This is a genomic window from Parafannyhessea umbonata (assembly GCF_900105025.1).
In the GTDB taxonomy this organism is placed as follows: Bacteria; Actinomycetota; Coriobacteriia; order Coriobacteriales; family Atopobiaceae; genus Parafannyhessea; species Parafannyhessea umbonata.
On sequence record NZ_LT629759.1, the window covers coordinates 90873 to 112267 of the forward strand.

A 21395-nucleotide genomic window follows, 5' to 3' on the forward strand; every position below is an offset into this window, starting at 1 on the left:
AAGAATATGGCCTAGGAACGTTACCACGCGCGGTGCCGCCGCGTGCGCCCGCGTTTGCGAGGCGGTACAAACACTCCACAGGTCGTCCGGGGCGCCCGAGCCGCGAGGCTGGACCGCCGCCCTTGCCGTCTTACCGCGGAGCCGTATCATGTCTCCTGGACAGGCGGAGAAGAACGACTCCCACGGGACGGTGGCGGTTTCATGGCTGATGGCAACAAGCTGGGCGTGCGAGACGGGATCGCGGTCTCGAGCATGCTCTTCGGGCTCTTCTTTGGGGCCGGCAACCTGATATTTCCCATCCACATGGGCCAGCTTGCGGGCAGGAACGCGTGGTGGGCGCTGCTGGGCTTTCTCGTGACGGGAGTGGGGCTTCCCATACTGGGCGTCGCGGCGTTGGGCGCCAGCCGCTCGAAGGGCCTCCTGGACCTGAGCTCGCGCGTAGGCCGGCGCTTTGGCCTTGCGTTCACGTGCGTGCTGTACCTCACGATCGGCCCGCTGTTTGCCATACCGCGCTGCGCGACGGTGGCCTACACCGTCGGCATCGCGCAGTCGCTTCCCAAGGGCGCGCACGGTCCGTGGCTCCTGCTCTTCTCGCTCGCGTTCTTTGCCGTGGTGCTTGCGCTTTCGCTCAGGCCGGGAAAGATTCTGACGTGGGTGGGCAAGGTGCTGACGCCGGGGTTCCTGGTGTTTCTGGGGATACTCGTGGCCGCGGCGCTTGCGGCGCCGTCCGCGCGCGTGGCGGACGTCGCGCCGCAGGGGGCGTACGTGGCGTCCCCGTTTGCGACGGGGCTGCTGGAGGGATACAACACGATGGACGCGCTTGCGGGCCTGGCGTTTGGCATCGTGGTGGTGGGGGTCGTGCGCGACCTTGGGGTGAGCGATGCCGCGGACGTCGCGCGCGGCACGATCCTCTCTGGCGCGGGTAGCGGCCTCATCATGGCGGTGGTGTATGCGCTCGTGACCGTCGTCGGCGCCCAGAGCAGAGGGGCATTTGCGCCGTCTAGCAATGGCGGCATCGCGTTTGCGCAGATAGCTCGCCTGTACCTGGGCGACGCCGGCTTGGTGGTGCTTGCGGTGACCGTGACCGTCGCGTGCCTGAAGACGGCGGTGGGCCTGGTGACGAGCTGCTCGCACACGTTTGTGGGGATGTTTGGCGGGAGGGTGACGTACCGCGGCTGGGCGGTCGTGTTTACGCTCGTGTCGTTTGCGCTGGCAAACGGCGGGCTCGATGCGCTCATCGCGTGGTCGCTGCCCGTGCTTTACATCATGTACCCCTTGGCCATCATGCTCATTGTGCTGGCGCTTGCGGGCGGGGCGTTTGGGTACGACCGCGTGGTGCTTGCGTGGGCCGAGGGCCTGACGCTGCCGGCGGCGCTCGTGGGTGCGGCCGCCTCGGCGCCAAAGGCGCTTGCCGCAACGCCCGTCGTCCGGGCCATGGCGTGCGTCGCGGCGGCGTTGCCCCTGGCGTCGTGGGGCTTTGGCTGGGTGGTGCCCGCGGCGGCGGGACTTGCCATCGGTGTTGCGGTGCATGCGGTTCGCGCACGCGCGCGGACTCGCGGCAACGTGCCGTCATTGTGAGAGGCCCCGCTTTCGGGCGGAGGGGGCGGCTCTTCTCGTACAATACGATGGTTACGCCATCTATAAGGAGAATGCATGCCAAGCCTGTCCGACCAGATCGCATCGCGGCGAACGTTCGCCATCATCAGCCACCCCGACGCGGGAAAGACCACCCTTACCGAGAAGCTGCTGCTGTACACCGGCAGCATCCAGACGGCAGGTTCCGTCAAGGGCAAGGCGAGCGCGCGCCACGCGGTGTCCGACTGGATGGACATCGAGAAGGAGCGCGGCATCTCGGTCACGTCGTCCGTGCTGCAGTTCACGTACGAGGGCAAGTGCGTGAACATCCTGGACACCCCGGGCCACCAGGACTTTTCTGAGGACACGTACCGCACGCTCATGGCGGCGGACGCCGCGGTCATGGTGATCGACGGCGCAAAGGGCGTCGAGGCCCAGACCAAGAAGCTCTTCAAGGTCTGCACGCTGCGCCACATCCCCATCTTCACGTTCGTGAACAAGCTCGACCACGACACCCGCGACCCCTTTGACCTCACGGAGGAGATCGAGACGGTCCTGGGCATCGGCACGTACCCCATGAACTGGCCCATCGGCAGCGGCCGCAACTTCCGCGGCGTGTTCGACCGCAACTCGCGCCACGTGATCGCGTTCGAGGGCGACGGCCACGCCAACGCCACCAAGAAGGTGAACGAGATCGAGGCCGAGCTGGGCGACCCCGCCCTGGACGAGCTCATCGGCGAGGAGAACCACCGCACGCTCATGGACGACATTGAGCTCCTGGACGGCGCCGACAACGAGTTTGACCTCGAGGCGGTCCGCACCGGCCGCCTGACCCCGGTGTTCTTTGGCTCGGCACTCACCAACTTTGGCGTGGAGCCCTTCCTGAAGGACTTCCTGCGCCTTGCCCCGGAGCCCCTGGCGTACACGGACGTCCTTACGGGCGAGAAGGTCGAGCCCTCCCGGCCCGAGTTCAGCGGCTTCGTGTTCAAGATCCAGGCCAACATGGACCGCCACCACCGTGACCGCATCGCCTTCGTGCGCATCTGCTCCGGCAAGTTCGAGCGCGGCATGAGCGCCTTCCACGTGCAGGGCGACCGCACGATCAAGCTGGCCACTGGCACGTCCATGATGGCCGACGATCGCGCCATCGTGGACGAGGCGTACGCCGGCGACATCGTGGGCCTGTTCGACCCGGGCATCTTCTCCATCGGCGACACCGTGTGCGCCGGCAAGCCCCGCGTGCAGTTTCCGCAGATCCCCACGTTTGCGCCGGAGCACTTCGCGCGCATCACGCAGGTGGACACGCTCAAGCGCAAGCAGTTCATCAAGGGCGTGGAGGAGCTTGCGCAGGAGGGCGCCATCCAGATCTTCCGCGAGCTTGGCATGGGTATGGAGAGCGTGATCGTGGGCGTTGTGGGCGTGCTGCAGCTCGACGTGCTGGAGCGGCGCCTCAAGAGCGAGTACGGCGTCGAGGTGAGTCGCCACCCGCTGCCGTACCACGAGATCCGCTGGATCCAGAACGACCCGGAGGAACTCGACATGGCGAGCCTGAACCTCTCGCGCGACACCGGCCGCGTGGAGGACATGCGCGGCGGCCGCCTGCTGCTGTTCACGAACGAGTTCAACGTGAACTGGGCGGAGGAGCGAAACCCCGAGCTCAGGCTGTCCGAGTTTGGAAACGTCACGTTCTAGGACGCGGCGGCGGGCGAGGCGGCGAGTTTTTCTCGCCTGCGGACGGATGGGCCGATGCTGGGCCCCGAGGCAGCGACACGGACTGGAGGCGCCATGCCCACGCTCCTTCTTCTTGCACCGTTCTGCGACGAGCACGTCGACGCGCTATGCGAGGCGGCGGGACCCGGCTGGGTCATCGAGCGACATTGGCCGGCGGACATGTCGACGCCCAAGACCATGTGCTCGGGCAGGTACAACCTTTCCGACGACGAGCTGGTGGCGGCGCTCGTGCGCGCGGACGTCGTGATAGGGGAGCCCGCCCCCGCCCTTCTGCGCCGCGCGGCGGACGAGGGCTCGCGCCTGCGCCTGGTGCAGATGACGTGGGCCGGAACGGACAAGTACAACAGGAGCGACGTGCCGTTTCCCGCCGGCGTGAGCCTGTGCTGCGCCGTCGGCGGCTTTGGGCAGCTCATATCCCAGTACGTCGTGGCGCAGGTGCTCGGCCTCATGCAGAACCTGCCGGCATACCGTGACGAGCAGCGCCTGCACCGCTGGGGCGACCTCGGCCCCGTCGGCTCGCTTGACGGTGCGCGCGTCCTCGTGTTTGGCGCGGGAAACATCGGCGGCTGGGTCGCGCGGCGCTTGAGTGGCTTCGACTGCACGGTCACCGGCGTGTGCCGCGAAACGTCGCGCCCGCGCCCCGGCTTCGACCGCCTGGTCACGCTCGACGCGGCGGCCGCGGAGCTTCCCGGGGCAGACGTCGTGGTGGGCGCGCTTCCCAACAACGATGCCACGGCCGGCTGGCTGGACGCGCGCCGCCTGAGTGCGATGCGGCCGGGCGCCGTCCTCGTGAACGTGGGCCGCGGCAACTTTGTCGACTGTGACGCCCTCGCGGACGTGCTCGCGGCCGGCGCCATCCGCGGCGCCGCGCTCGACGTCACATCGCCGGAGCCCCTGCCCGCGGACCACCCGCTCTGGGCGGAGCCACGCTGCGTCATCACGCCGCACGTGTCCGGCGGCTCGTTTGGCCGTCACCGTCAGACGGAGGACAACATCTGCGCCATCTGCTGCGACAACCTGCGCGCCCTGCGCACGGGCGCTGCACTCAGGAACCTGGTGCCCGCGTCCGCGTTCGACGTGGTGCCCCGCTAGCGCGCCGCAGCACGTCGGATTGCCGCGCCACCCGCGCACGTCCCAACTCGAAACACCACAACAAGCTGCCCGAAACCTTGCGTGTCGCCTTCCGCAACCACGCGCGCCTAGAATGGCCGCAAACGGCCGCGACCGCGCCTTGCCTGCGCTGCGCGGCCACGCACGCGCGAGGAAGGACCTGACACCATGTCCCTAGACAGCTTCCGCCTCTATGCACCCACCCGCGTCCTGTTTGGCCCCGGCCAGCTCTCCCACCTGCACGAGCAGCCCATGCCGGGCAAGACGGCCATGCTCGTGATATCCAACGGCCGCTCCACGAGGGCGAACGGCTACCTCGGCCGCACGGTGCACGAGCTCACGCAGGCCGGCGTGAAGACGGTGCTGTTTGACAGCGTCGGCGCGAACCCCACCAAGGAGGTGGTTGAGGAGGGCGCGGCGCTCGCCCGCAGGTGCCAGGTGGACTTCGTGGTCGCGCTCGGCGGCGGCTCGGTGATGGACGCCGCAAAGGTGATGGCGCTCCTTGCACCGCAGCCCTCCGACGACCTGTGGGATTACGCCACGGGCAGCACGGGACGGCACCTGCCGCTCCAGCGGCCGGAGCTGCCGTGGGTCGCCATCACCACCACGGCGGGCACGGGGTCCGAGGTCGACGCCATCGGCGTTGTGTCCAAGCTGGACACGCACGAGAAGATTGGCATCGGCTCGCCCAACAACTTCGCCAGGATTGCGGTCGTGGACCCGGAGCTCATGCTGAGCGTGCCGCCCAAGTTCACGGCGTACCAGGGCTTCGACGCGCTGTTCCACAACATGGAGGGCTACATCAGCACAAGGACGAACCTGTTTGGTCAGATGGTGCAGCTCGAGGCAATCAAGAGCATCGGCGCGTGGCTGCCCGTGGCCGTGCGCGATGGCGCAAACCTGGAGGCGCGCACGCACGTGGCGTACGCCAACACCATGGGAGGCTACTCCATGGTGGTCTCGTCCAACTGCTCTCAGCACTCCATGGAGCACGCCATGAGCGCCTTCCATCCGGAGCTTCCGCATGGCGCCGGCCTCACCATGCTGAGTCTCGCGTACTTTGGCTTCTGGGCGGAGCGCCACGTGTGCGACGACCGCTTGGTGGCGATGGCGCGCGCCTTGGGCCGCACGGACGCCACGCGCCCGGAGGAGCTGCCACGCGCCCTGCACGATCTGCAGGTGTCGTGCGGCGTGGACGGCCTTCGCATGAGCGACTACGGCTTCGCGGGCACGCACGAAGAGGCGCTGCTGCTTGCGCGCACCGCCCGCGAGACCATGGGCCGGCTCTTCTCGGCGGACCCGGCACCCACGACGGACGAGGACATCGCGGGCATATACATGAAGAGCTTCCACTAGGCAAGCGCATCCGCTAGGCAAGAGCGCCAGGCGAGAAGAGCCGTCCCAGCCACCTGCCGCCCGCAGCCGCATGCGACCCTCCGCCGCCCGCCGCAGCGTGCGGGCCCCAAGGGCTATCATGGGACGCGACGGAATCGACGAAGAGGTGGCTTATTGGAGCGAGAAGAGCTGAGGTCGCTGCTTGCGGCCGTGGCGGCGGGCGGTGTGTCCGTGGACGACGCGTGCGCACGCCTGGGAGAGGCGCAGCTCGCGGGGCCTGGGTTCAGCGACCTTGGCTACGCGAAGCCGGACGTGGGTCGTGGCGTGCGCCAGGGCGTGTCCGAGGTGATCTACGGCGCCGGCAAGACGGCTGCCCAGATTGCGGGCATCATGCGCGAGCTCGTGCGCTCCGGGCAGGAGCGCGTGATCGTGACCCGCCTCGACCCGCAAAAGAGCGACGAGCTGCGCGCGCTCCTCATGGCGCAGAGCCTGCGGATGGTGACGGGCTACCGCTACCACGCCCTTGCGCGCATGGGCACGTGGGGCGAGCCCGCGGCTCCCGGCGGCCACGGCTACGTGCTGGTGGCGTGCGCCGGCACGAGCGACCTCTACTGCGCGGAGGAGGCGGCCCTCACGGCGACCATGCTGGGCAGCGAGGTGCGCCGCGCCTACGACGTGGGCGTCGCGGGTATCCACCGCCTGCTTGCCCAGGCGGACCTCATCCAACGGGCGTCCGTGATCGTGGCCGTCGCCGGCATGGAGGGCGCCCTTGCGAGCGTAATCGGTGGCCTCGCGGCGTGTCCGGTGATCGCGTGTCCCACGAGCGTGGGCTACGGCGCGTCGCTCGGCGGCGTCTCCGCCCTGCTCAGCATGCTGAACTCCTGCGCCAGCGGCGTCTCCGTCGTGAACATCGACAACGGCTTCGGGGCGGGCTACCAGGCCAGCCTCATCAACCACGTGGGGAGGTAGCGATGCCAGAGGCTCCCATCGCGCCGCGCGCCGCCAAGGCGCCGGCCGCGCAGACCCTGTACCTGGAGTGCGCAAGCGGCATAAGCGGCGACATGGTGGTCGCGGCCCTGCTAGATCTTGGCGCGGACGAGAAGGCCATGCGCTTCGCGCTCGCGAGCCTGCCCTTGGAGGGATACGACGTCCGCGTGACACGCAGGGTGGCGAACGGGATAGACTGCTGCGACTTCGACGTGGTGCTGGATGCGGCGCACGAGAACCACGACCACGACATGGCGTACCTGTACGGCAATCTGGACGGCTCGCACGAGCACGGCGCACGCGAGCATGAGCATGAACACCATGGGCACGACCACGCTCACGGGCATCACCACGAGCACGCACACGAGCACCGCACGCTTGCGGACGTGCTGCGCGTGGTGGACGCCGGCAGCCTGACACCGGGTGCCAAGGCCATCGCGCACCGCGTGTTCAAGATCCTGGCCGCGGCAGAGGCAAAGGCGCATGGCGTGCCGGCCGACCAGGTGCACTTTCACGAGGTCGGCGCCGTCGACTCCATCGTGGACGTCGTGGCCGCGTCCGTGTGCCTGGACTCGCTGGGCGTGACGGACGTCGTGGTGAGCCCGCTGGCAGAGGGCCATGGCCGCGTGCGCACCCAGCACGGCGTGCTGCCCGTGCCGGTGCCCGCCGTGGTCAACATCGCGGCAGCCCACGGCCTCGCGCTCGCGCCGCGCGACGTGGAGGGCGAGCTCGTGACGCCCACGGGCGCGGCCATCGCGGCGGCCGTCCGCACCGAGGACGCGCTTCCGCCGGCGTACGCGGTCAAGGCCGTGGGATACGGCTGCGGCAAGCGCGCGTACGAGCCGGTCAGCATGGTACGGGCGATGCTCCTGGAGGCGCGCGACGCCGCGCCCGCGGCTGGTGGCAGCGCGTCGGCGGGTACGGGCGTCCTCGTGAAGCTCGAGACCGAGGTGGACGACTGCACGGGCGAGGCGCTTGGCAACGCGCTTTCCAAGCTCTTCTCGGTCGGCGCACGCGAGGCCCACTACGTGCCCATATACATGAAGAAGAACCGCCCGGCATACCAGGTTGAGGTGCTGTGCACGCAAGACCGGGTCGCAGCGTGCGAGCGCGTCCTCTTCGAGGAGACCACCACCATCGGCGTACGCCGCCATCCCGTCGAGCGCACGGCGCTGCCCCGGGAACAGAAGGACGTGCGCACGCCGCTGGGGCCGGCCCAGGTCAAGGTGGTCACGCTGCCGTCCGGCGCCATGCGCGCCTACCCGGAGCACGATTCCGTCGTGGCGCTTGCGGCCGCTGCCGGCGTGCCGTACCAGGAAGCGTATCGTGCGGTGCTCGCGGCCGCGCAGGCGGGGGAGTAGCGATGGCGATCGACCTGCCAGAGGGGCTCGCGCTCGAGCGCGTGGACGGGGCGCTCACCCTGGTGGCGGAGGACGGCCTCTCCATGTGCGGCGACTTCACGCGCGAGCTCAGGCGCCTGCGTCCCGCAAACGTGTCGCGCGAGCTCCTGGTGCGCGCCGCACGCGTGCGCGGCTGCGAGCACCCGCGTGCCGTGGACGCGACGGCCGGCATGGGCGAGGACTCGCTGCTCCTGGCTGCGGCGGGCTTCGACGTGATGCTGTACGAGCATGACCCCGTGATCGCGGCGCTCCTTGCGGATGCGCTGGAACGTGCGGGCGCCGTGCCGGAGCTTGCGCCCGTGGTGGCGCGCATGAGGCTGGTGCGTGGCGACAGCGTGGAGGCGCTGCGCGCGCTGGCGGACGCAGACGCCAACGCGCGGCCGGACGTGGTGCTGCTTGACCCCATGTTCCCCGAGCGCCGCAAGAGCGCCTCGGTAAAGAAGAAGGCCCAGCTGCTGCAGAGGCTGGAGCGACCCGCTCAGGACGAGGCCGCCATGCTGGACGCGGCCATCAAGGCGCGCCCGCGCAAGGTGGTCGTGAAGCGTCCTCTGAAGGGGCCGTTCCTCGCGGGCGCAAAGCCCGCGTACCAGATTGCGGGAAAGGCCGTCCGCTACGACGTGCTGGTGCCTGCGCAGCTGTAGGAAGACCATGCAAGAGGCCCCCGTTCGGAAACTACTAGGGACTCCGCTACGAGCCCGGCCACCTCTTGGGGTGGTCGGGCTTTGGCGTAGGTTGCGAAGCCTAGGTGCTGGAGCGAATAACGTTGTAAAGAGAAGGCCACCCCACATACACGTGGGGTGGCCATAGACGCAAGGTGCTGTGAGGACGATGCCCGCGAATTTGGGCTGGAATTCCTACACGGCGTGTATGCGCTTCTCGTCGTAGCGCTCCGCGCAGTGGGGCGTGACCGTGCCGTCCGGGTGTCCCACCGCGACCATGCAGAACGGCGTGAGGTCCTGAGGCAGGTCGAGTGCGGCCGCCACCTTGTCCTCGCGCTCGCGCACGGGGTTGACGGCCATCCACACGGCGCCCAGGCCCAGGTCGACGGCCTCGAGCAGCAGGTTCTGTACCGCGGCGGCCATGTCGAGCGGCGCGCACTCCGGGAAGCGCACGTTCTGCCTGAAGCACGGCACGATCACGAGGGGCGCGTTCGCGGCGGGGGCGGCGTAGGGCGAGGCCTGCGCAAGGGCTGCGCGTGCGTCCTCGCTCGAGACGAGGTAGAACTCCCACGGCTGCTGGTTGCCTGCCGAGGGGGCGGCCATCGCGGCGTGGAGAAGGGCCTCAGCCTCGAACGATGTGACCTTCTCGCCCGTGAATCGCCTAACGCTTGCGCGCCGGTACATGGTGTCGAGGGCGTCCACGCTACTCGCCGTCCTCGTAGGGGTCTTCGTCGGGCACGTAGTCCGTGAGGCACGCGTCCAGCTTTGCGACGATGTCGTCCTTGTCCATGTGGCGGCCGATGATGCACAGCTTGTTCTCGCGGTCGCCCACCTCGGGGTCCCAGCTGTCCATGATCTCCGGGCTCTCCGCGATGATGCGCTTGAACTCGTCCTCCGGGGCCGTGGCGACCCAGAGGCCGTTCTCGTTCAGGCGCACCTGGTGGCCGGCCTGCTCGAACACGTAGCACATGTCCGGGTTCTGCTGCGCCCAGAACGTGCCCTTCGTGCGGATGATCTCGTCCGGGAAGTTCTGGAGCAGGTCGTTGAACTTGTCCACGTCAAAGGGCTTGCGTCGCGCGTACACAAAGGTCTCGATGTCGTACTCGAGCACCTCCGGGTCCTCGTGCTCCTCGGGGTGCTCCATCGCGTCGATCCACGCGGCGGAGTTGTAGGCCTTCTCGAAGCTGAAGCGGCCGGTGTTGAGGATCTGGTCCATGGGGACGTCGCCGTTTTCCGCCTCGACGATCACGGCGTCCTTCTGGAGGCTGCGGACGATGGCCTTCAGCTCGGCGATCTGGTCAGGGTTCACGAGGTCGGTCTTGTTGAGGACGAGCGTGGAGCAGAACTCGATCTGCTGGATGAGCAGCGACTCGATGTCGTCCTCGTCGATGTCGTCCTCGAGCAGGTCCTTGCCGCCGTTGAACTCGTCGTACATGCGCGCACAGTCCACGACGGCCACGATGTTGTCCAGGTCGAGCGGGGCGTTGCCCTCGTACTTGGACTGGTCGCAGAACGCGCTGATGGTGTAGGCGATGGGGATGGGCTCGCAGATGCCGGAGGCCTCGATGATGATGTAGTCGAAGTCGCCGGAGGCGGCGATGCCGCCCAGCTGCTTCGCCAGGTCGTCGGAGAGCGTGCAGCAGATGCAGCCGTTCGTGAGCGGGATGAGGCTGTCGGTCTGGTTGAGGCCCCCCTCCTTGATGAGGCTTGCGTCCACGTTGACCTCGCCGATGTCGTTTACGATCACGGCGGCGCGGATGCCCTGGTCGTTTGCCAGGATGTTGTTGAGGATGGTGGTCTTGCCGGCACCCAGGTAGCCGGTGAGCATCACGATCTTGACGGGTTTGGACTGGGGCATGTGCCCTCCTCGCTTGGGCCCGGCGACGCGGGCGGTTTGTTGTCGGTTGCAGTCTAGGGGTTCGTACCCAAAAAGGGCGGTCTCGCATGGTGCTTTCACGTTCAATACACGTAACCACCTGCGCCGCGCGCGTGGGCGCAGGCCTGTCTCGTATATAGTTTCCTCAACAACAGGGCGGTTTGGCCGGTCTTTTGGCGCCCGCCGTGACGCGTGGGAGGGGTTCCTTGGAGCAGTTCGAGTTCATATTGGTGGTGCTTGCGTGCGTGGGGCTGTCCTCGGTCCTGGACCACGTGGTCGAGAAGGTCTCGCTTCCCGTGCTGCAGGTGATACTGGGCCTGGCGGCATCCGTGCTGGTGCCCGGCGTGCGCGAGGCGCGGGTGGAGTCCGAGCTCTTTCTAGTGCTGTTCATAGCGCCGCTGCTGTTTAACGAGACCCGCGAGGTCGACCCGCGCCGCCTGTGGCGGAGCCGCGCCGACATACTCTCGCTCGCGGTGGGGCTCGTGGTGGCGAGCGTGCTTGCGGTGGGCTACGTGCTGCACTGGCTGGTGCCAAGCATACCCCTGGCTGCGGCGTTCGCCCTGGGCGGCGCCCTCGGCCCCACGGATGCCGCCGCGGTGACGGCGCTCAAGTCCTCCGTCAACCTGAGCGACCGGCAGACCACGCTCCTTTCGGGCGAGTCGCTCATAAACGACGCGTCGGGCGTCGTCGCGTTCCAGTTTGCGGTTGCGGCCGCGGTGACCGGGTCCTTCTCGCTCGCAAACGCGACGGGCACGTTCCTGGTGCTGTTTGTGGGCGGCATCGTGCTGGGGGCGGCGCTGGGGGCCGTGGTTTCTGCCGTCATCAGGCTGCTTGAGGACCTTGGCCTGGAGGACGTGACGTCGCACGCGCTGTACGAGCTACTGGCGCCGTTTCTGGTGTACCTGGTGGCGGAGGCGCTGCACGTGAGCGGGATCCTGGCCGTGGTGGCGGCCGGCATCGTGATGGCGGCGTCGCGCCCGCGCTTTCACTCCACGTTCGAGGCGCGCAGGTCGCTCGTGTCTGGGTCGCTCTGGTCTGTCGTGTCGTTCTTGATAAACGGCACGGTCTTTGTGCTGCTGGGCATGCAGCTGCCGCACGTGGCGGCGCCGGGGCTTGCGGACGGGCTCGTTCCCGCGCAGGTGCTGGGCGTGATCCTGGCCGTCGCGGCCACGAGCATGCTGTGCCGCCTGCTGTGGGTGTACGCGCTGGAGGTGGCGCATCGCCGGCGTGGCGGGAGCCTGTGCGGACGTGGCGGGTCTGCGCTACATGACGCGCTGGTGACGACCGTTGCGGGGGCGAAGGGCGCCGTGACGCTTTCCATCGTGCTGACGCTGCCGGCAACCGTGGCCGGCGGGGCGCCGTTTGCCGGGCGCGACCTTCTGGTGACGCTTGCGGCCGGCGTCATCCTCGTGACGCTTCTGGCCGCGGACGCCGCGCTGCCGCGCCTGGCCCCTCAGCCGGCGGACGATGGCTCGCGCGAGCGGGAGCGCAGACGCGCGACCATGGCGGTGCTGGAGGGGACCGCGGCGGAGCTCGCGCGCATGCTTGGGGAGGAGCCGGACGCGGACCACGCGCCGGCCGTGCGCTTTGTGCTTGACCGCTACCAGATGCGCATGGCGGCGGAGCGCCTGAGCGACGCCGACGTGGCGGAGGCGAACCGCGCCGTGGAGCGCGAGGAGTTTCGCCGGCAGGCGCGCACGCTCAACCTGCTACACGCGCGCCACCTGAGGACGCGCTCCGAGCGGGACTGGAAGGAGCACGTGCGCTGGCTGCGCTTCGTGCGGCACCTGGTTGGCTACCAGGGCCGGATGGAGGGCGTGGTGCCACGCGGGCGTGCGCTGGGCGCCGCCGCGGCAACGCTTGTGCGGCACTCCGCGCACGCGGCGCGCCCCGACGACCACGCGGGCGAGGAGGAGTTCGCCCGTGTGTTTGGCCAGGCCTGCATCTATGCGATAGAGCTGGAGTATGCGAGCCTGGACTACTTTGACGAGGTGATTGCCGCGGGTGATGAGGCGCGGGCAAAGGCGGCGCGCATCCGCAGGGAAACCCACGAGCAGCTGCTGCGCTCGCTGTGGAGCTGGCTCAACTACGGCCGCGACGTGCCCGTGGACTCCAACGAGGCGTATGCGCTGCCGTACAATCTGCTTACGCACGAGTTTGCGCCGCGCTTTGGCGAGCACCTCGCGAAGGCCCGCGAGTACGCCCGCGACATGGATGCGACGGCGCTGAGGATAGAGCTGGACGTGATAGCGCGCCTGCAGGCGGAGGGGCAGGTGTCCCGGCGCGTGGCGGGCGAGCTGCGCGAGGACGTGTACCTGCTGCAGATGAGCGAGGAGTAGGGAGAAGGGCATGGCGTTTGTAGATCTGGCGCGCGAGCGCTTTAGCGTGAGGAAGTACTCGGAACGCCCCGTGGAGCGGGGTAAGCTCGACCAGGTGCTCGAGGCGGCGCGCGTGGCGCCCAGCGCCAAGAACCTGCAGCCGTGGCGCGTCCACGTGCTCCGGGGCGCGGACGTGCTCGAGCGCTACGACGAGCTGACGCCCATGCGCTACGGGGCGCCCACGGTGCTCGTCTTTACCTACGACGTGGCACAGGACTGGAAGAACCCCCTGGAGGAGGGCGTCCACTCCGGCGAGCAGGACGCCTCCATCGCGGCGACGTATGCCATGCTGCAGGCGACCGACCTGGGCCTTGCCACGCTCTGGTGCAACTACCTGCCAAATGCCTGCGTTGCCGAGCTGCTGGGGCTGCCCGCGTCCGAGCGCGTGGTGCTGGCGCTCGACCTGGGCTACGCCGCGCCCGAGGCGCATCCCTCGCACCTGCATGCGCAGCGCAAGCCCCTGGGCGACCTGGCGGACTTCCGCTAGCGCGCGGACCGGCAGACGGGGAGAAGAACATGGCGCCTCTGCTTCTGGTCACGCTCGCGACTGCGGGCGTCATCCTGCAGGCATGCTTCGTGCGTGCCGACCGCGTGGGCGCGTACAGGCGCGCGGCCGTCCTGAAGGGCCTTGCCGCGCTGGCGTTTGTGCTGGTGGGCGCCACGGGCGCGACGGGTGGTGCGGGCACGGTGGAGGCTCCGCGTCCGGAGGCGGTCGCGATCTGCCTGGGCCTGGCGCTGGGTGCCGTGGGGGACGTCCTGCACGCGCTGCGCTTTGTGTGGCCGTCGCGCAAGCGGCTGCTCTTCAACGTTGGTGCCGCGTCGTTTTTGCTGGGGCACCTCGCCTACCTGGCGGCCGTTGTCCCCGCGTGCGCGGTACCCGCCTGGGGGCTTGCGGCGTCGTGTGCGCTCGCGACGGCGGTCGACGTTGCGGTGCTGCCGCGCCTGGTCGTGCAGAGCCGTGCGGAGCTCGTCGCGGGTGGCGCCTACCTTGCGGTTACCTCGGCGGTGGTGGGCTTTGCCGCGGCGGGTGCCGCGGCGGTGGCGCTCGCGCCCGCAGCTCTTGCGCGCCTTGCGCCCGGGGTCGCGCTCGCGGTGGGGACGGTCGCGTTTCTCGCCTCGGACGTGATGCTTGCCATCAACAACTTTGGGGGAGTCAACAGCCGGCGCCTGAGGGCGGCAAGCCTGGGCACCTACTATGCCGGGCAGATGCTCATCGCGCTCAGCCTTGCCGTTTAGCGGCGGCGCGGGCCGTTGCATGGCGCCGTGGGGTGTGGTGGCGCCGTGGCGTGCCGCGCGCGTGGGGCGGAAGCGCTACAGTAGGCTGTGTTTCTCGCATGAGGCTGCGGAGGGAGCAACATGGACGTAAGGGTGCTGGAGCTTGTCGAGGGCGCGCGCGAGGCGCGTGGGCTCACGGTGGTGATCGACGTGTTCCGCGCGTTCACGCTCGAGTGCTACCTGTTTGCGCAGGGTGCGAAGGCGATCTATCCCATTGGGTCCGTGGAGGAGGCCCGGGCGCTCAAGGCGGCGCATCCTGACTGGGTCTGCTTTGGCGAGCGCGGAGGCTGGCAGGTGGAAGGCTTCGACTATGGCAACTCTCCCTCGCAGGTGGCTGGCGTGGACCTGACGGGCCGCACGTGCATCCACACCACGAGCGCCGGCACGCAGGGCATCGTGAACGCCACGGGTGCGGACGAGATCGTGACGGGGAGCCTTGCGAACGCGCGCGCCGTCGCCACGTACATCGAGCGTCGCGACCCGCGCGAGGTATCCATCGTGGCGATGGGAACCTCCGGCGTCACGAGCGCAGGCGAGGACGTGCTGTGCGCCCGCTACATCGAGGCGCTGCTCAAGGGCACGGCCAAGGGCTTTGACGTGGCCGGCAAGGCTGCCGCCCTGCGCGACACCGCGGGTGCGAAGTTCTTCGATCCCAATCAGCCCCAGTACCCTGCGGCAGACTTTCCGTACTGCGTGGACTGCGACCGCTTCGACTTCGTGATCCGTGTGGGCAAGGACGGCGATGGCCGGCTGGTGAACACGCGGCTCGACCTGTAGGGGCGGAGAGGCGTCGTCAGCGTGCTGCTGTAATTGAGCAGAATGGGAAAGCTTTGCTAGTTGTCCGACAGCTTAAGGAAGTCGCTGGCCGTGAGGATTTTAGGGTGTTCGACTCCCGATTCGAGAAGATCCTTATCACCAGTAAGAAGAATGTCTGACTTCGCAAATTCTGCGGCTCTATAGACAGGACGATCTTTCGGATCTCGGACTCTGGACTCCTCTTCCATCTCCAGATTTGGGGTAACGACTATCTCGATACACGATGAAATTGCAGCGAGAAAGGTGTCCAGAGCGGGCAGCTTCTTTGGAAACTTGCGTGCGAATACGCGTCTAAGCTCATCGATTACATAGTCGCTTACTATGGGGTCATTGGGGGTCGATACCGCCTTCTCAAACGCATTGGCTGCTACTCCATTTGGAAATAGTGCGGCGGAGATAAGGACATTGGTATCTATGAAGATTCTCACGTCAGGCCTCCGAGCGGAGCTCGGTAACAAAATCGGCGACGTCCTCCTCGCTGAGTATTCCTTCCGATTCCGCCGTTCCCAGCATCTGACTCTGAAGTACCTGCATGGCATAAGATGCGGCGTTGACTACGCGGACAACGTTCCCCTCGACTATGAAAGTCACCTTGTCTCCCGGATCGACGCCAAGAACCTTACGTACATCTTTAGGAATGGTTATCTGACCCTTACTCATAACTTTTGCATTGTCCACAAACATTTTGGTAGACATGGTATGGCCTTCCGGAAAAGTAGGGATAGTAGGGTAACAAGAGTATACCCCAGCAGACGTTTTCGTACGGCAGGTTGTTGTGGAGTTCCCTGTTCGCCGTCAGTCGCACAGCTCGCGATCGAGCCGGACGGCGCTGCGGTCGGCAAGGCTCGGCCAGTCGTCGCCAAGCCAGACGCTCGACTCGCCCGGTCCCAGTACGAGCGGCATACGGTTGTGCACGGGCGAGACGCTCGCGTTTGGCTCCGTCGTGACGACGGAGAAGCGCTCGCCCTGCCGCACGCACGCGATGAGGAAGATGCGGTGTCCTGCCAGCCGGAACGCCACCTGCGGGCGGCGGCCGCGCCTGCCCGGGGCGTCGTCCGCGCCGGTGCGCGGGGCGCCGGGCTGGGTCCACCACTCAAAGAACGCGCGTACGGGCACGATGCAGCGCCCGCGCTCGACGGGCCCCGCCCACATGCCGCGTCCGTCCGTGGCCTGGCGCAGCGCCGTCTCGATGCGGGTGTTGAACACCGTGCGCCCGCCCTGTGCGGGGGAGGGAAAGCCCCACGTCAGCTCCGTGGCAGCAAGCGAGCCGTCGTCCTCGGGAACGAAGAGCGGCACCTGCGAGCCGGGGTACGCGTCCGGCACCACGATGGAGGGGTTGCGCCGTGGCACGTGCGCACGGCCCGTGACCTGCATGTACTTGAGGCCCTCCTGCAGCTCGCGTAAAAGCAGGGGCGACATCCGGTGGCACATGGCGCACCTACTTGCCGTCGCCGGCGCCGGTGGCGCCCGCGTCATTCGCGCGGCTCTTTGCGTGCTTGCGGGCTCGGCGCTCGCTCTCGACGCGCGCGACGGCACGGCGCAGGCGGGCGGCGCCCTCCTCGCGACGCTCGTTGGTGTAGCTGCGGATGCTCTTGAGCGTGCGACGCTGCACCAGCGACATTCCCTCCGCGGTGCGGTGCGCGGCGGCCTCAAGGTCCGTGCCCAGCGGCCGGCGTCCTGAGGCGAGGTCGTCCACGGCCGTCTCCATCACGGCGTCGAAGTCCGCGCGGCTGCGCTCCACGCGCTGCGTCACGTCCGTGAGGGCAGAAAGCGTCAGCGCGAGGTCGGCGCTCATAAGGCCCACGGTGAGAAGGGCGAGGACCTCCCAGGCCGCAAGCGGCAGCGAGACCGTGGCGCCTCCCAAGAGCGGACACACGAAGTAGTACAGCAGCGTGCCCACCGCGCCAAAGCAGAGCGCGAACGGCAGGCAGATGCGGCCGTTGAGGTTGAGCGGAACGTTGGAGTAATCCCACCAGCGCGCGTGGAAGCACTTCTCCAGCACGTAGGACGTGGTGTATTCAAGCACGGCGCTGCCGGCGCTGGCGCACAGGAACACCTGCCACCACGCCGCGTTCGCGGACGTCGCGCCCGAGGACGCGAGCGCCTGTGCCACGATGAGAAGCGCCGACACGCCAAAGCCGTAGATGGGACAGACGGGGCCAAACAGGAAGCCTCGGTTGTCCCAGCGCTTGGTGCGGATGGCGCAGTAGGTGCACTCGTACACCCAGCCAAGCACGCTAAACAGTCCAAACCATGCCACGTAGCTGCAGATGTCCATGCGGCCTCCCGTGCGTGCGCTATGCGCCGGCCGCCGGCGGGGCGGCGAGCGGTGCGGGTGCGGGGGCGCCCTCGGCCTCGGCTGCAAGGGCCTGGCGCAGGCGCTCGTAGTGCAGGAAGACGCCGTCCGCGGCAAGGGCGTCGATCTGCTCGCGCGTGGCGAGCTGGCAGCCTATGGCCTCGCGCCGCTGCAGGCGTACGTCGTCGGGCGAGAAGTGCAGATGAAAGTGGTAGATGTCCACGATGTAGTTGTCGCCGCGCGCAAGGTCCACGTTGCGGTAGCGCCACACGGGCGCAAGCGGCTCCGCGGACACGTCGAGGCCCGTCTCCTCGCGTACCTCGCGCACGACGGCCGCGGCCGAGGTCTCGCCGGCCATCACGCCGCCGCCGGTGACCTCCCACCAGCCGGCCGCCCAGTGCTTGTCGAGCGCGCGCCGCGTGATGAGGATGCGACCCGACGCGTCCTCGATGATGGCGAGCACGTACAGCATGTACTCGCCCTCGTGCAGGAACGAGCCCTTGCGCGCCATGGTCCGGCCGGTGGGCCTTCCGTCCTCGTCGTAGATGTCGATTCGCTCTTCCACGCTCTTCTCGCCTTCGCCGTGCGTTGCCTGCGGCCGGCCGCGCGGGCGGCCACGCCTGTCTGACCAGACATTCTACACTGCGGGCGCGCGGCGCACGCAGGCATGCGGATGATCGCGCTCAGGGCGAAACAGTCTGCGGTGGAGCCCATCTACGCCACATAAAAAATATCTACGCCAAATGATAGCAAAATGGCGTAGATAGGCTGTTGCATGGGGCAGATAGGCTGCCCTGTGGCGGAGATAGGCTGCCGCACGGGCAGATGGGGTGCTCTGTCCCAAAGGGCGCGCGGGCGAGAAGAACGCGTCCTTCTCGCCCGCGGCACGTCCTGGTGGTGGAACGTCCTAGTGGTGGAAGAGCCTCATGTGGGTGAAGCACATGGCCATGTTGTACTTGTCTGCCGTCTCGATCACGTTGTCGTCGCGGATGGAGCCGCCGGGCTCCGCGATGTAGCTCACGCCGGACTTGTGCGCGCGCTCCACGTTGTCGCCAAACGGGAAGAACGCGTCGGAGCCTAGGGTCACGCCGGTCTGCGTGGCGATCCAGGCGGCCTTCTCTTCGCGGGTCAGGACCTCAGGTTTCTGGGCAAACCACTTCTGCCACTCGCCGTCGCGCAGGACGTCGTCGTGCTCGTCGCTGATGTAGACGTCGATCGCGTTGTCGCGGTTGGCGCGGCGGATGCCATCCACAAACTTGAGGCCCAGGACCTTGGGGTGCTGGCGCAGGAACCAGGTGTCGGCCTTGTTGCCGGCAAGGCGCGTGCAGTGGACGCGGCTCTGCTGGCCGGCGCCCACGCCGATGGCCTGGCCGTCCTTTACGTAGCACACGGAGTTGGACTGCGTGTACTTGAGGGTGATGAGGCTCACGATCATGTCGATCTTCGCGTCCTCGGGGATGTCCTTGTTCTTGGTGACGACGTCAGTCAGCAGGTCCTTGTTGATGCGGAAGAAGTTGTGGCCCTGCTCGAAGGTGATGCCAAAGACGTCCTTCGTCTCGGTGGGGGCGCACTCGTACGTGGGGTCAATCTGGACCACGTTGTAGGTGCCCTTCTTCTTCTGGGCAAGGATCTTGAGTGCCTCGGGCGTGTAGCCTGGCGCGATGATGCCATCGGACACCTCGTGCTTGATGTAGAGCGCCGTGCGCGCGTCGCACGGCTCGGAAAGCGCGGCCCAGTCGCCGTACGAGCTCATGCGGTCCGCGCCGCGCGCGCGGATGTACGCGCACGCGATGGGCGAGAGCTCGCCCTCGTCGTCCACGAAGTAGATCTTCTTGTCGGTCTCCGAAAGCGGCTTGCCCACGGCGGCGCCGGCGGGACTCACGTGCTTGAAGGAAGCGGCGGCCGGCATGCCGGTCTCGCGCGAGAGCTCGCGCACCAGCTGCCACGAGTTGAGCGCGTCCAGGAAGTTGATGTAGCCGGGGCGGCCCTGCAGCACCTTGACGGGCAGGTCGGAGCCGTCCTTCATGAAGATGCGCGCGGGCTTCTGGTTGGGGTTCATACCGTACTTGAGCTGCAGCTCGTTCATGGTGTTCCTCTCGTTTGGGTTGTGCGCCGGCCAATGGGGGTCGCCCGTCGGGCGCGGCGCGGGTGCGGTGTGGTGCGGATGTGGGGCTAGTCGCCCAGGTTCTTGTTGAACAGGCGGACGTCGCCGTCCACGTTCGTGTACAGGCTCACCTTGTTGTCCGCGTTGAGGGCCGCCCAGACCTCGTCCGGCTCGGGCATGGTCACCTCGACGGGCTCGCCGGCAAAGCTGGGCAGCGGGTTGCCGTCGCCCTGGTAGGTGCTGATGAAGTAGCCGTGGCCCTCGTCCGCTCCTTCGTAGCAGAAGAACTCGCGCACGCAGCGGCCGCCGTCCGTGGCGGCGTGGTCCTCCGCCTTGAGGATGGACAGCTCGAAGCTGCCGTCCGCGTTCACGATGCAGCTGATGCGCGGGGTGAAGTTGGGTCCGTCCGGCTCGAACTTGCGCGCCATGCAGCCGTCGCGGAAGCTGTTCTTCTCCACGATGGTGTCCGTCTGGTCGCCGTTGGTGACGACGAGCGCGTCGCCCATGGTGCGGACGGGGTGGTAGATGATGAGGCTGGGGTCCTCGAGCTTGGAGGGGTCGTGTGCCTCCGTCATGATGCCATCTTCCGTCTTGGTGAAGACGCGGTTGCGGCTGTTGGAGCTGCGCCCCATGATCCAGTAGTAGACGCGGCCCTTGCCCACGACGATGCCGCGGCCGGGGTAGGGGTTGTTGCGCAAAAGCTCGAGCAGGTCCTGCATGGTCTCCCTTTCTCTTGGCGCAGTCCAAGGGAGCCAGCCCCAAAACGCACAAGGGCAAGGCACCCCTTTCGGAATGCGCTTGCCCAGACGGTCGGCGGTTTGTATCACGCTGCTTCCCCGTGGTAGCCCACGATTATCCGTCAGTAACAGCGCGTTCTTGCTCTCTACTGTAGCACGGCGCCACCGCGCGGGACGCGCGCTTGGTCGTGACGCGCCGCCGCGCTACGGTTTTCCCACGAGTCTTGCGGCGGGCTTCACTTTCTGACAGAAGTGCGATCTGTCAGAAAGTGAGCCCTCAGGAACCCCCACTACCTGACAGAAACGCGATCTGTCAGATAGTGGTGCCTGCCAGCCCTCACAAACTGACAGAAGCGTGACCTGTCAGATAGTGAAATACCACTAACTGACAGAAGTGCGATCTGTCGGATAGTGGTGCTTGAAGAGGCCTTTTCACAATGTATTGGCCCTCTAATCTCATCACTTTCTGACAGGAGCGCAATCTGTCAGAAAGTGATTCACCCAGGGAGCCGCCGCATGAAAAACGGTGGGCCATCGTCTGATGCGATGGCCCACCGTTGTGGCTGGAAAACCTTTGGCGACCCAAGCTACTCGTTGGAAGTGTCGAAGTAGTCGACCGATGCCTCGACGCGTGCTGGGGCGGCTGACGGATAGGCCTCGAGCTTTACTGTCTCGCCTGCTTTCCAGGAATCGATGCTGGTGTAGGTTTCTTCCTGCTTCACGCCGCTCTGGTCGTACAGGGAAAGAACGATGGAGAGGTCCTTGATGTTGTACTTCGTGGTGTTCTGTCCGGTTGCGGTGGGCGTGTAGCTACCGTACCCATCGTCCGTCGTGCTCCACTGAAGGGAGGAGACGAGAGCGTTTACCGCGTCCTTCTCGTCGTTCTGCGCCTGCGCGGCCTTGCCGTTGTCGATGAGCTCCTTCAACGTGTCGGCGTATTTGTCACTTACCTTGAGGTCATACTTGTCCACGAACTTCTTGATGACAGCCGTTCTCTTGTCGTAGGTCTCGTTCCACTTGGTCCAGAAGTCGCTCCGTCGTCCATTTGTGGGCCATTACGCGAATTTGGTTCCGTGGGCGGTCTGAATGTGGCCGCCTGGGCACAAAGAGACCGCG

General features: G+C 67.2%; 21 protein-coding genes and 1 riboswitch. Of the genes, 11 read left to right on the forward strand and 10 right to left on the reverse strand.

The features are described 5' to 3' along the window. Nucleotides 1-201 precede the first annotated feature (201 nt). The 7 genes from brnQ to BLT96_RS00525 all read left to right on the forward strand — a co-directional run bounded on the left by brnQ (nt 202) and on the right by BLT96_RS00525 (nt 8779). The gene (brnQ, locus tag BLT96_RS00495) at nt 202-1578 is read left to right on the forward strand and encodes a branched-chain amino acid transport system II carrier protein (RefSeq protein WP_090861153.1); all 1377 of its coding nucleotides are present in this window, start codon (nt 202-204) and stop codon (nt 1576-1578) included. A gap of 75 nt (nt 1579-1653) precedes the next feature. Next, nucleotides 1654-3267: a peptide chain release factor 3 gene (locus BLT96_RS00500; protein ID WP_090861154.1), complete on the forward strand. Its 1614-nt coding sequence runs from the start codon at nt 1654-1656 to the stop codon at nt 3265-3267. A gap of 93 nt (nt 3268-3360) precedes the next feature. Beyond that, complete coding sequence (locus BLT96_RS00505; RefSeq protein WP_157692076.1) at nt 3361-4398, forward strand: D-2-hydroxyacid dehydrogenase; 1038 nt, start codon at nt 3361-3363, stop codon at nt 4396-4398. 186 nt (nt 4399-4584) lie between these two features. Beyond that, nucleotides 4585-5772: an iron-containing alcohol dehydrogenase gene (locus BLT96_RS00510; protein ID WP_090861156.1), complete on the forward strand. Its 1188-nt coding sequence runs from the start codon at nt 4585-4587 to the stop codon at nt 5770-5772. Nucleotides 5773-5925: 153 nt separating this feature from the next. After that, nucleotides 5926-6720 (forward strand): nickel pincer cofactor biosynthesis protein LarB, encoded by a 795-nt coding sequence (gene larB, locus BLT96_RS00515; protein WP_090861157.1) that lies wholly within the window; start codon nt 5926-5928, stop codon nt 6718-6720. 2 nt (nt 6721-6722) lie between these two features. Next, nucleotides 6723-8099, forward strand: coding sequence for a nickel pincer cofactor biosynthesis protein LarC (gene larC / locus BLT96_RS00520; protein ID WP_090861158.1), 1377 nt, complete (start codon nt 6723-6725; stop codon nt 8097-8099). 2 nt (nt 8100-8101) lie between these two features. Beyond that, entirely contained in the window at nt 8102-8779 is a 678-nt protein-coding gene (locus tag BLT96_RS00525) for a class I SAM-dependent methyltransferase (RefSeq protein ID WP_090861159.1), read from the forward strand. Between the two features lie 213 nt (nt 8780-8992). On the opposite strand, the gene BLT96_RS00530 is transcribed toward BLT96_RS00525, so the two are convergent. Both BLT96_RS00530 and BLT96_RS00535 read right to left on the reverse strand, forming a co-directional pair. Continuing rightward, nucleotides 8993-9499 carry a nitroreductase family protein gene (locus BLT96_RS00530; protein ID WP_090861160.1) on the reverse strand — a complete coding sequence of 169 codons (507 nt, stop codon included), beginning with the start codon at nt 9497-9499 and terminating at the stop codon, nt 8993-8995. Between the two features lies 1 nt (nt 9500). Continuing rightward, entirely contained in the window at nt 9501-10655 is a 1155-nt protein-coding gene (locus BLT96_RS00535; protein ID WP_090861161.1) for a CobW family GTP-binding protein, read from the reverse strand. 224 nt (nt 10656-10879) lie between these two features. On the opposite strand from BLT96_RS00535, the gene BLT96_RS00540 reads away from it, so the two are divergent. The 4 genes from BLT96_RS00540 (at nt 10880) to BLT96_RS00555 (ending at nt 15103) form a co-directional block, all read left to right on the forward strand. After that, nucleotides 10880-13012: a cation:proton antiporter gene (locus BLT96_RS00540; RefSeq protein ID WP_090861162.1), complete on the forward strand. Its 2133-nt coding sequence runs from the start codon at nt 10880-10882 to the stop codon at nt 13010-13012. 10 nt (nt 13013-13022) lie between these two features. After that, nucleotides 13023-13538, forward strand: a complete 516-nt coding sequence (locus tag BLT96_RS00545) for a nitroreductase family protein (protein WP_090861163.1) — start codon at nt 13023-13025, stop codon at nt 13536-13538. Nucleotides 13539-13567: 29 nt separating this feature from the next. Beyond that, entirely contained in the window at nt 13568-14287 is a 720-nt protein-coding gene (locus BLT96_RS00550; protein WP_090861164.1) for a lysoplasmalogenase family protein, read from the forward strand. Between the two features lie 120 nt (nt 14288-14407). After that, nucleotides 14408-15103, forward strand: coding sequence for a 2-phosphosulfolactate phosphatase (locus BLT96_RS00555; protein WP_090861165.1), 696 nt, complete (start codon nt 14408-14410; stop codon nt 15101-15103). A gap of 56 nt (nt 15104-15159) precedes the next feature. On the opposite strand, the gene BLT96_RS00560 is transcribed toward BLT96_RS00555, so the two are convergent. From BLT96_RS00560 to BLT96_RS00595, 8 genes are all read right to left on the reverse strand, one after another. Then, a complete protein-coding gene (locus BLT96_RS00560) occupies nt 15160-15570 on the reverse strand; it encodes a putative toxin-antitoxin system toxin component, PIN family (RefSeq protein ID WP_090861166.1) in 411 nt (136 codons plus the stop codon). A 1-nt stretch (nt 15571) separates the two neighbouring features. Beyond that, nucleotides 15572-15838, reverse strand: coding sequence for an AbrB/MazE/SpoVT family DNA-binding domain-containing protein (locus tag BLT96_RS00565; protein ID WP_245719284.1), 267 nt, complete (start codon nt 15836-15838; stop codon nt 15572-15574). Nucleotides 15839-15937: 99 nt separating this feature from the next. Then, nucleotides 15938-16516 (reverse strand): SOS response-associated peptidase family protein, encoded by a 579-nt coding sequence (locus BLT96_RS00570; RefSeq protein ID WP_245719285.1) that lies wholly within the window; start codon nt 16514-16516, stop codon nt 15938-15940. Nucleotides 16517-16580: 64 nt separating this feature from the next. Continuing rightward, nucleotides 16581-17420: a putative ABC transporter permease gene (locus BLT96_RS00575; protein WP_090861168.1), complete on the reverse strand. Its 840-nt coding sequence runs from the start codon at nt 17418-17420 to the stop codon at nt 16581-16583. A 19-nt stretch (nt 17421-17439) separates the two neighbouring features. Then, nucleotides 17440-18003, reverse strand: a complete 564-nt coding sequence (locus BLT96_RS00580) for an NUDIX hydrolase (RefSeq protein ID WP_197674370.1) — start codon at nt 18001-18003, stop codon at nt 17440-17442. Between the two features lie 342 nt (nt 18004-18345). Beyond that, entirely contained in the window at nt 18346-19524 is a 1179-nt protein-coding gene (locus tag BLT96_RS00585; protein ID WP_090846598.1) for a phosphoribosylaminoimidazolecarboxamide formyltransferase, read from the reverse strand. Between the two features lie 86 nt (nt 19525-19610). Then, on the reverse strand, nt 19611-20261 hold the full coding sequence (locus BLT96_RS00590) for an IMP cyclohydrolase (protein ID WP_090861169.1): 651 nt from the start codon (nt 20259-20261) through the stop codon (nt 19611-19613). 74 nt (nt 20262-20335) lie between these two features. Next, nucleotides 20336-20419, reverse strand: a riboswitch (ZMP/ZTP riboswitch). Between the two features lie 447 nt (nt 20420-20866). Then, nucleotides 20867-21250, reverse strand: coding sequence for an FxLYD domain-containing protein (locus tag BLT96_RS00595; protein WP_090861170.1), 384 nt, complete (start codon nt 21248-21250; stop codon nt 20867-20869). Between the last annotated feature and the right edge of the window lie 145 nt (nt 21251-21395).

What these genes read in the sequence shown, in the direction of transcription:
- brnQ (WP_090861153.1), top strand. Translation starts at nt 202, where the DNA reads ATGGCTGATGGCAACAAGCTGGGCGTGCGAGACGGGATCGCGGTCTCG.
- BLT96_RS00500 (WP_090861154.1), top strand. Translation starts at nt 1,654, where the DNA reads ATGCCAAGCCTGTCCGACCAGATCGCATCGCGGCGAACGTTCGCCATC.
- BLT96_RS00505 (WP_157692076.1), top strand. Translation starts at nt 3,361, where the DNA reads ATGCCCACGCTCCTTCTTCTTGCACCGTTCTGCGACGAGCACGTCGAC.
- BLT96_RS00510 (WP_090861156.1), top strand. Translation starts at nt 4,585, where the DNA reads ATGTCCCTAGACAGCTTCCGCCTCTATGCACCCACCCGCGTCCTGTTT.
- larC (WP_090861158.1), top strand. Translation starts at nt 6,723, where the DNA reads ATGCCAGAGGCTCCCATCGCGCCGCGCGCCGCCAAGGCGCCGGCCGCG.
- BLT96_RS00525 (WP_090861159.1), top strand. Translation starts at nt 8,102, where the DNA reads ATGGCGATCGACCTGCCAGAGGGGCTCGCGCTCGAGCGCGTGGACGGG.
- BLT96_RS00535 (WP_090861161.1), bottom strand. Translation starts at nt 10,655, where the DNA reads ATGCCCCAGTCCAAACCCGTCAAGATCGTGATGCTCACCGGCTACCTG.
- BLT96_RS00545 (WP_090861163.1), top strand. Translation starts at nt 13,023, where the DNA reads ATGGCGTTTGTAGATCTGGCGCGCGAGCGCTTTAGCGTGAGGAAGTAC.
- BLT96_RS00550 (WP_090861164.1), top strand. Translation starts at nt 13,568, where the DNA reads ATGGCGCCTCTGCTTCTGGTCACGCTCGCGACTGCGGGCGTCATCCTG.
- BLT96_RS00555 (WP_090861165.1), top strand. Translation starts at nt 14,408, where the DNA reads ATGGACGTAAGGGTGCTGGAGCTTGTCGAGGGCGCGCGCGAGGCGCGT.
- BLT96_RS00565 (WP_245719284.1), bottom strand. Translation starts at nt 15,838, where the DNA reads ATGTCTACCAAAATGTTTGTGGACAATGCAAAAGTTATGAGTAAGGGT.
- BLT96_RS00570 (WP_245719285.1), bottom strand. Translation starts at nt 16,516, where the DNA reads ATGCAGGTCACGGGCCGTGCGCACGTGCCACGGCGCAACCCCTCCATC.
- BLT96_RS00575 (WP_090861168.1), bottom strand. Translation starts at nt 17,420, where the DNA reads ATGGACATCTGCAGCTACGTGGCATGGTTTGGACTGTTTAGCGTGCTT.
- BLT96_RS00585 (WP_090846598.1), bottom strand. Translation starts at nt 19,524, where the DNA reads ATGAACGAGCTGCAGCTCAAGTACGGTATGAACCCCAACCAGAAGCCC.
- BLT96_RS00590 (WP_090861169.1), bottom strand. Translation starts at nt 20,261, where the DNA reads ATGCAGGACCTGCTCGAGCTTTTGCGCAACAACCCCTACCCCGGCCGC.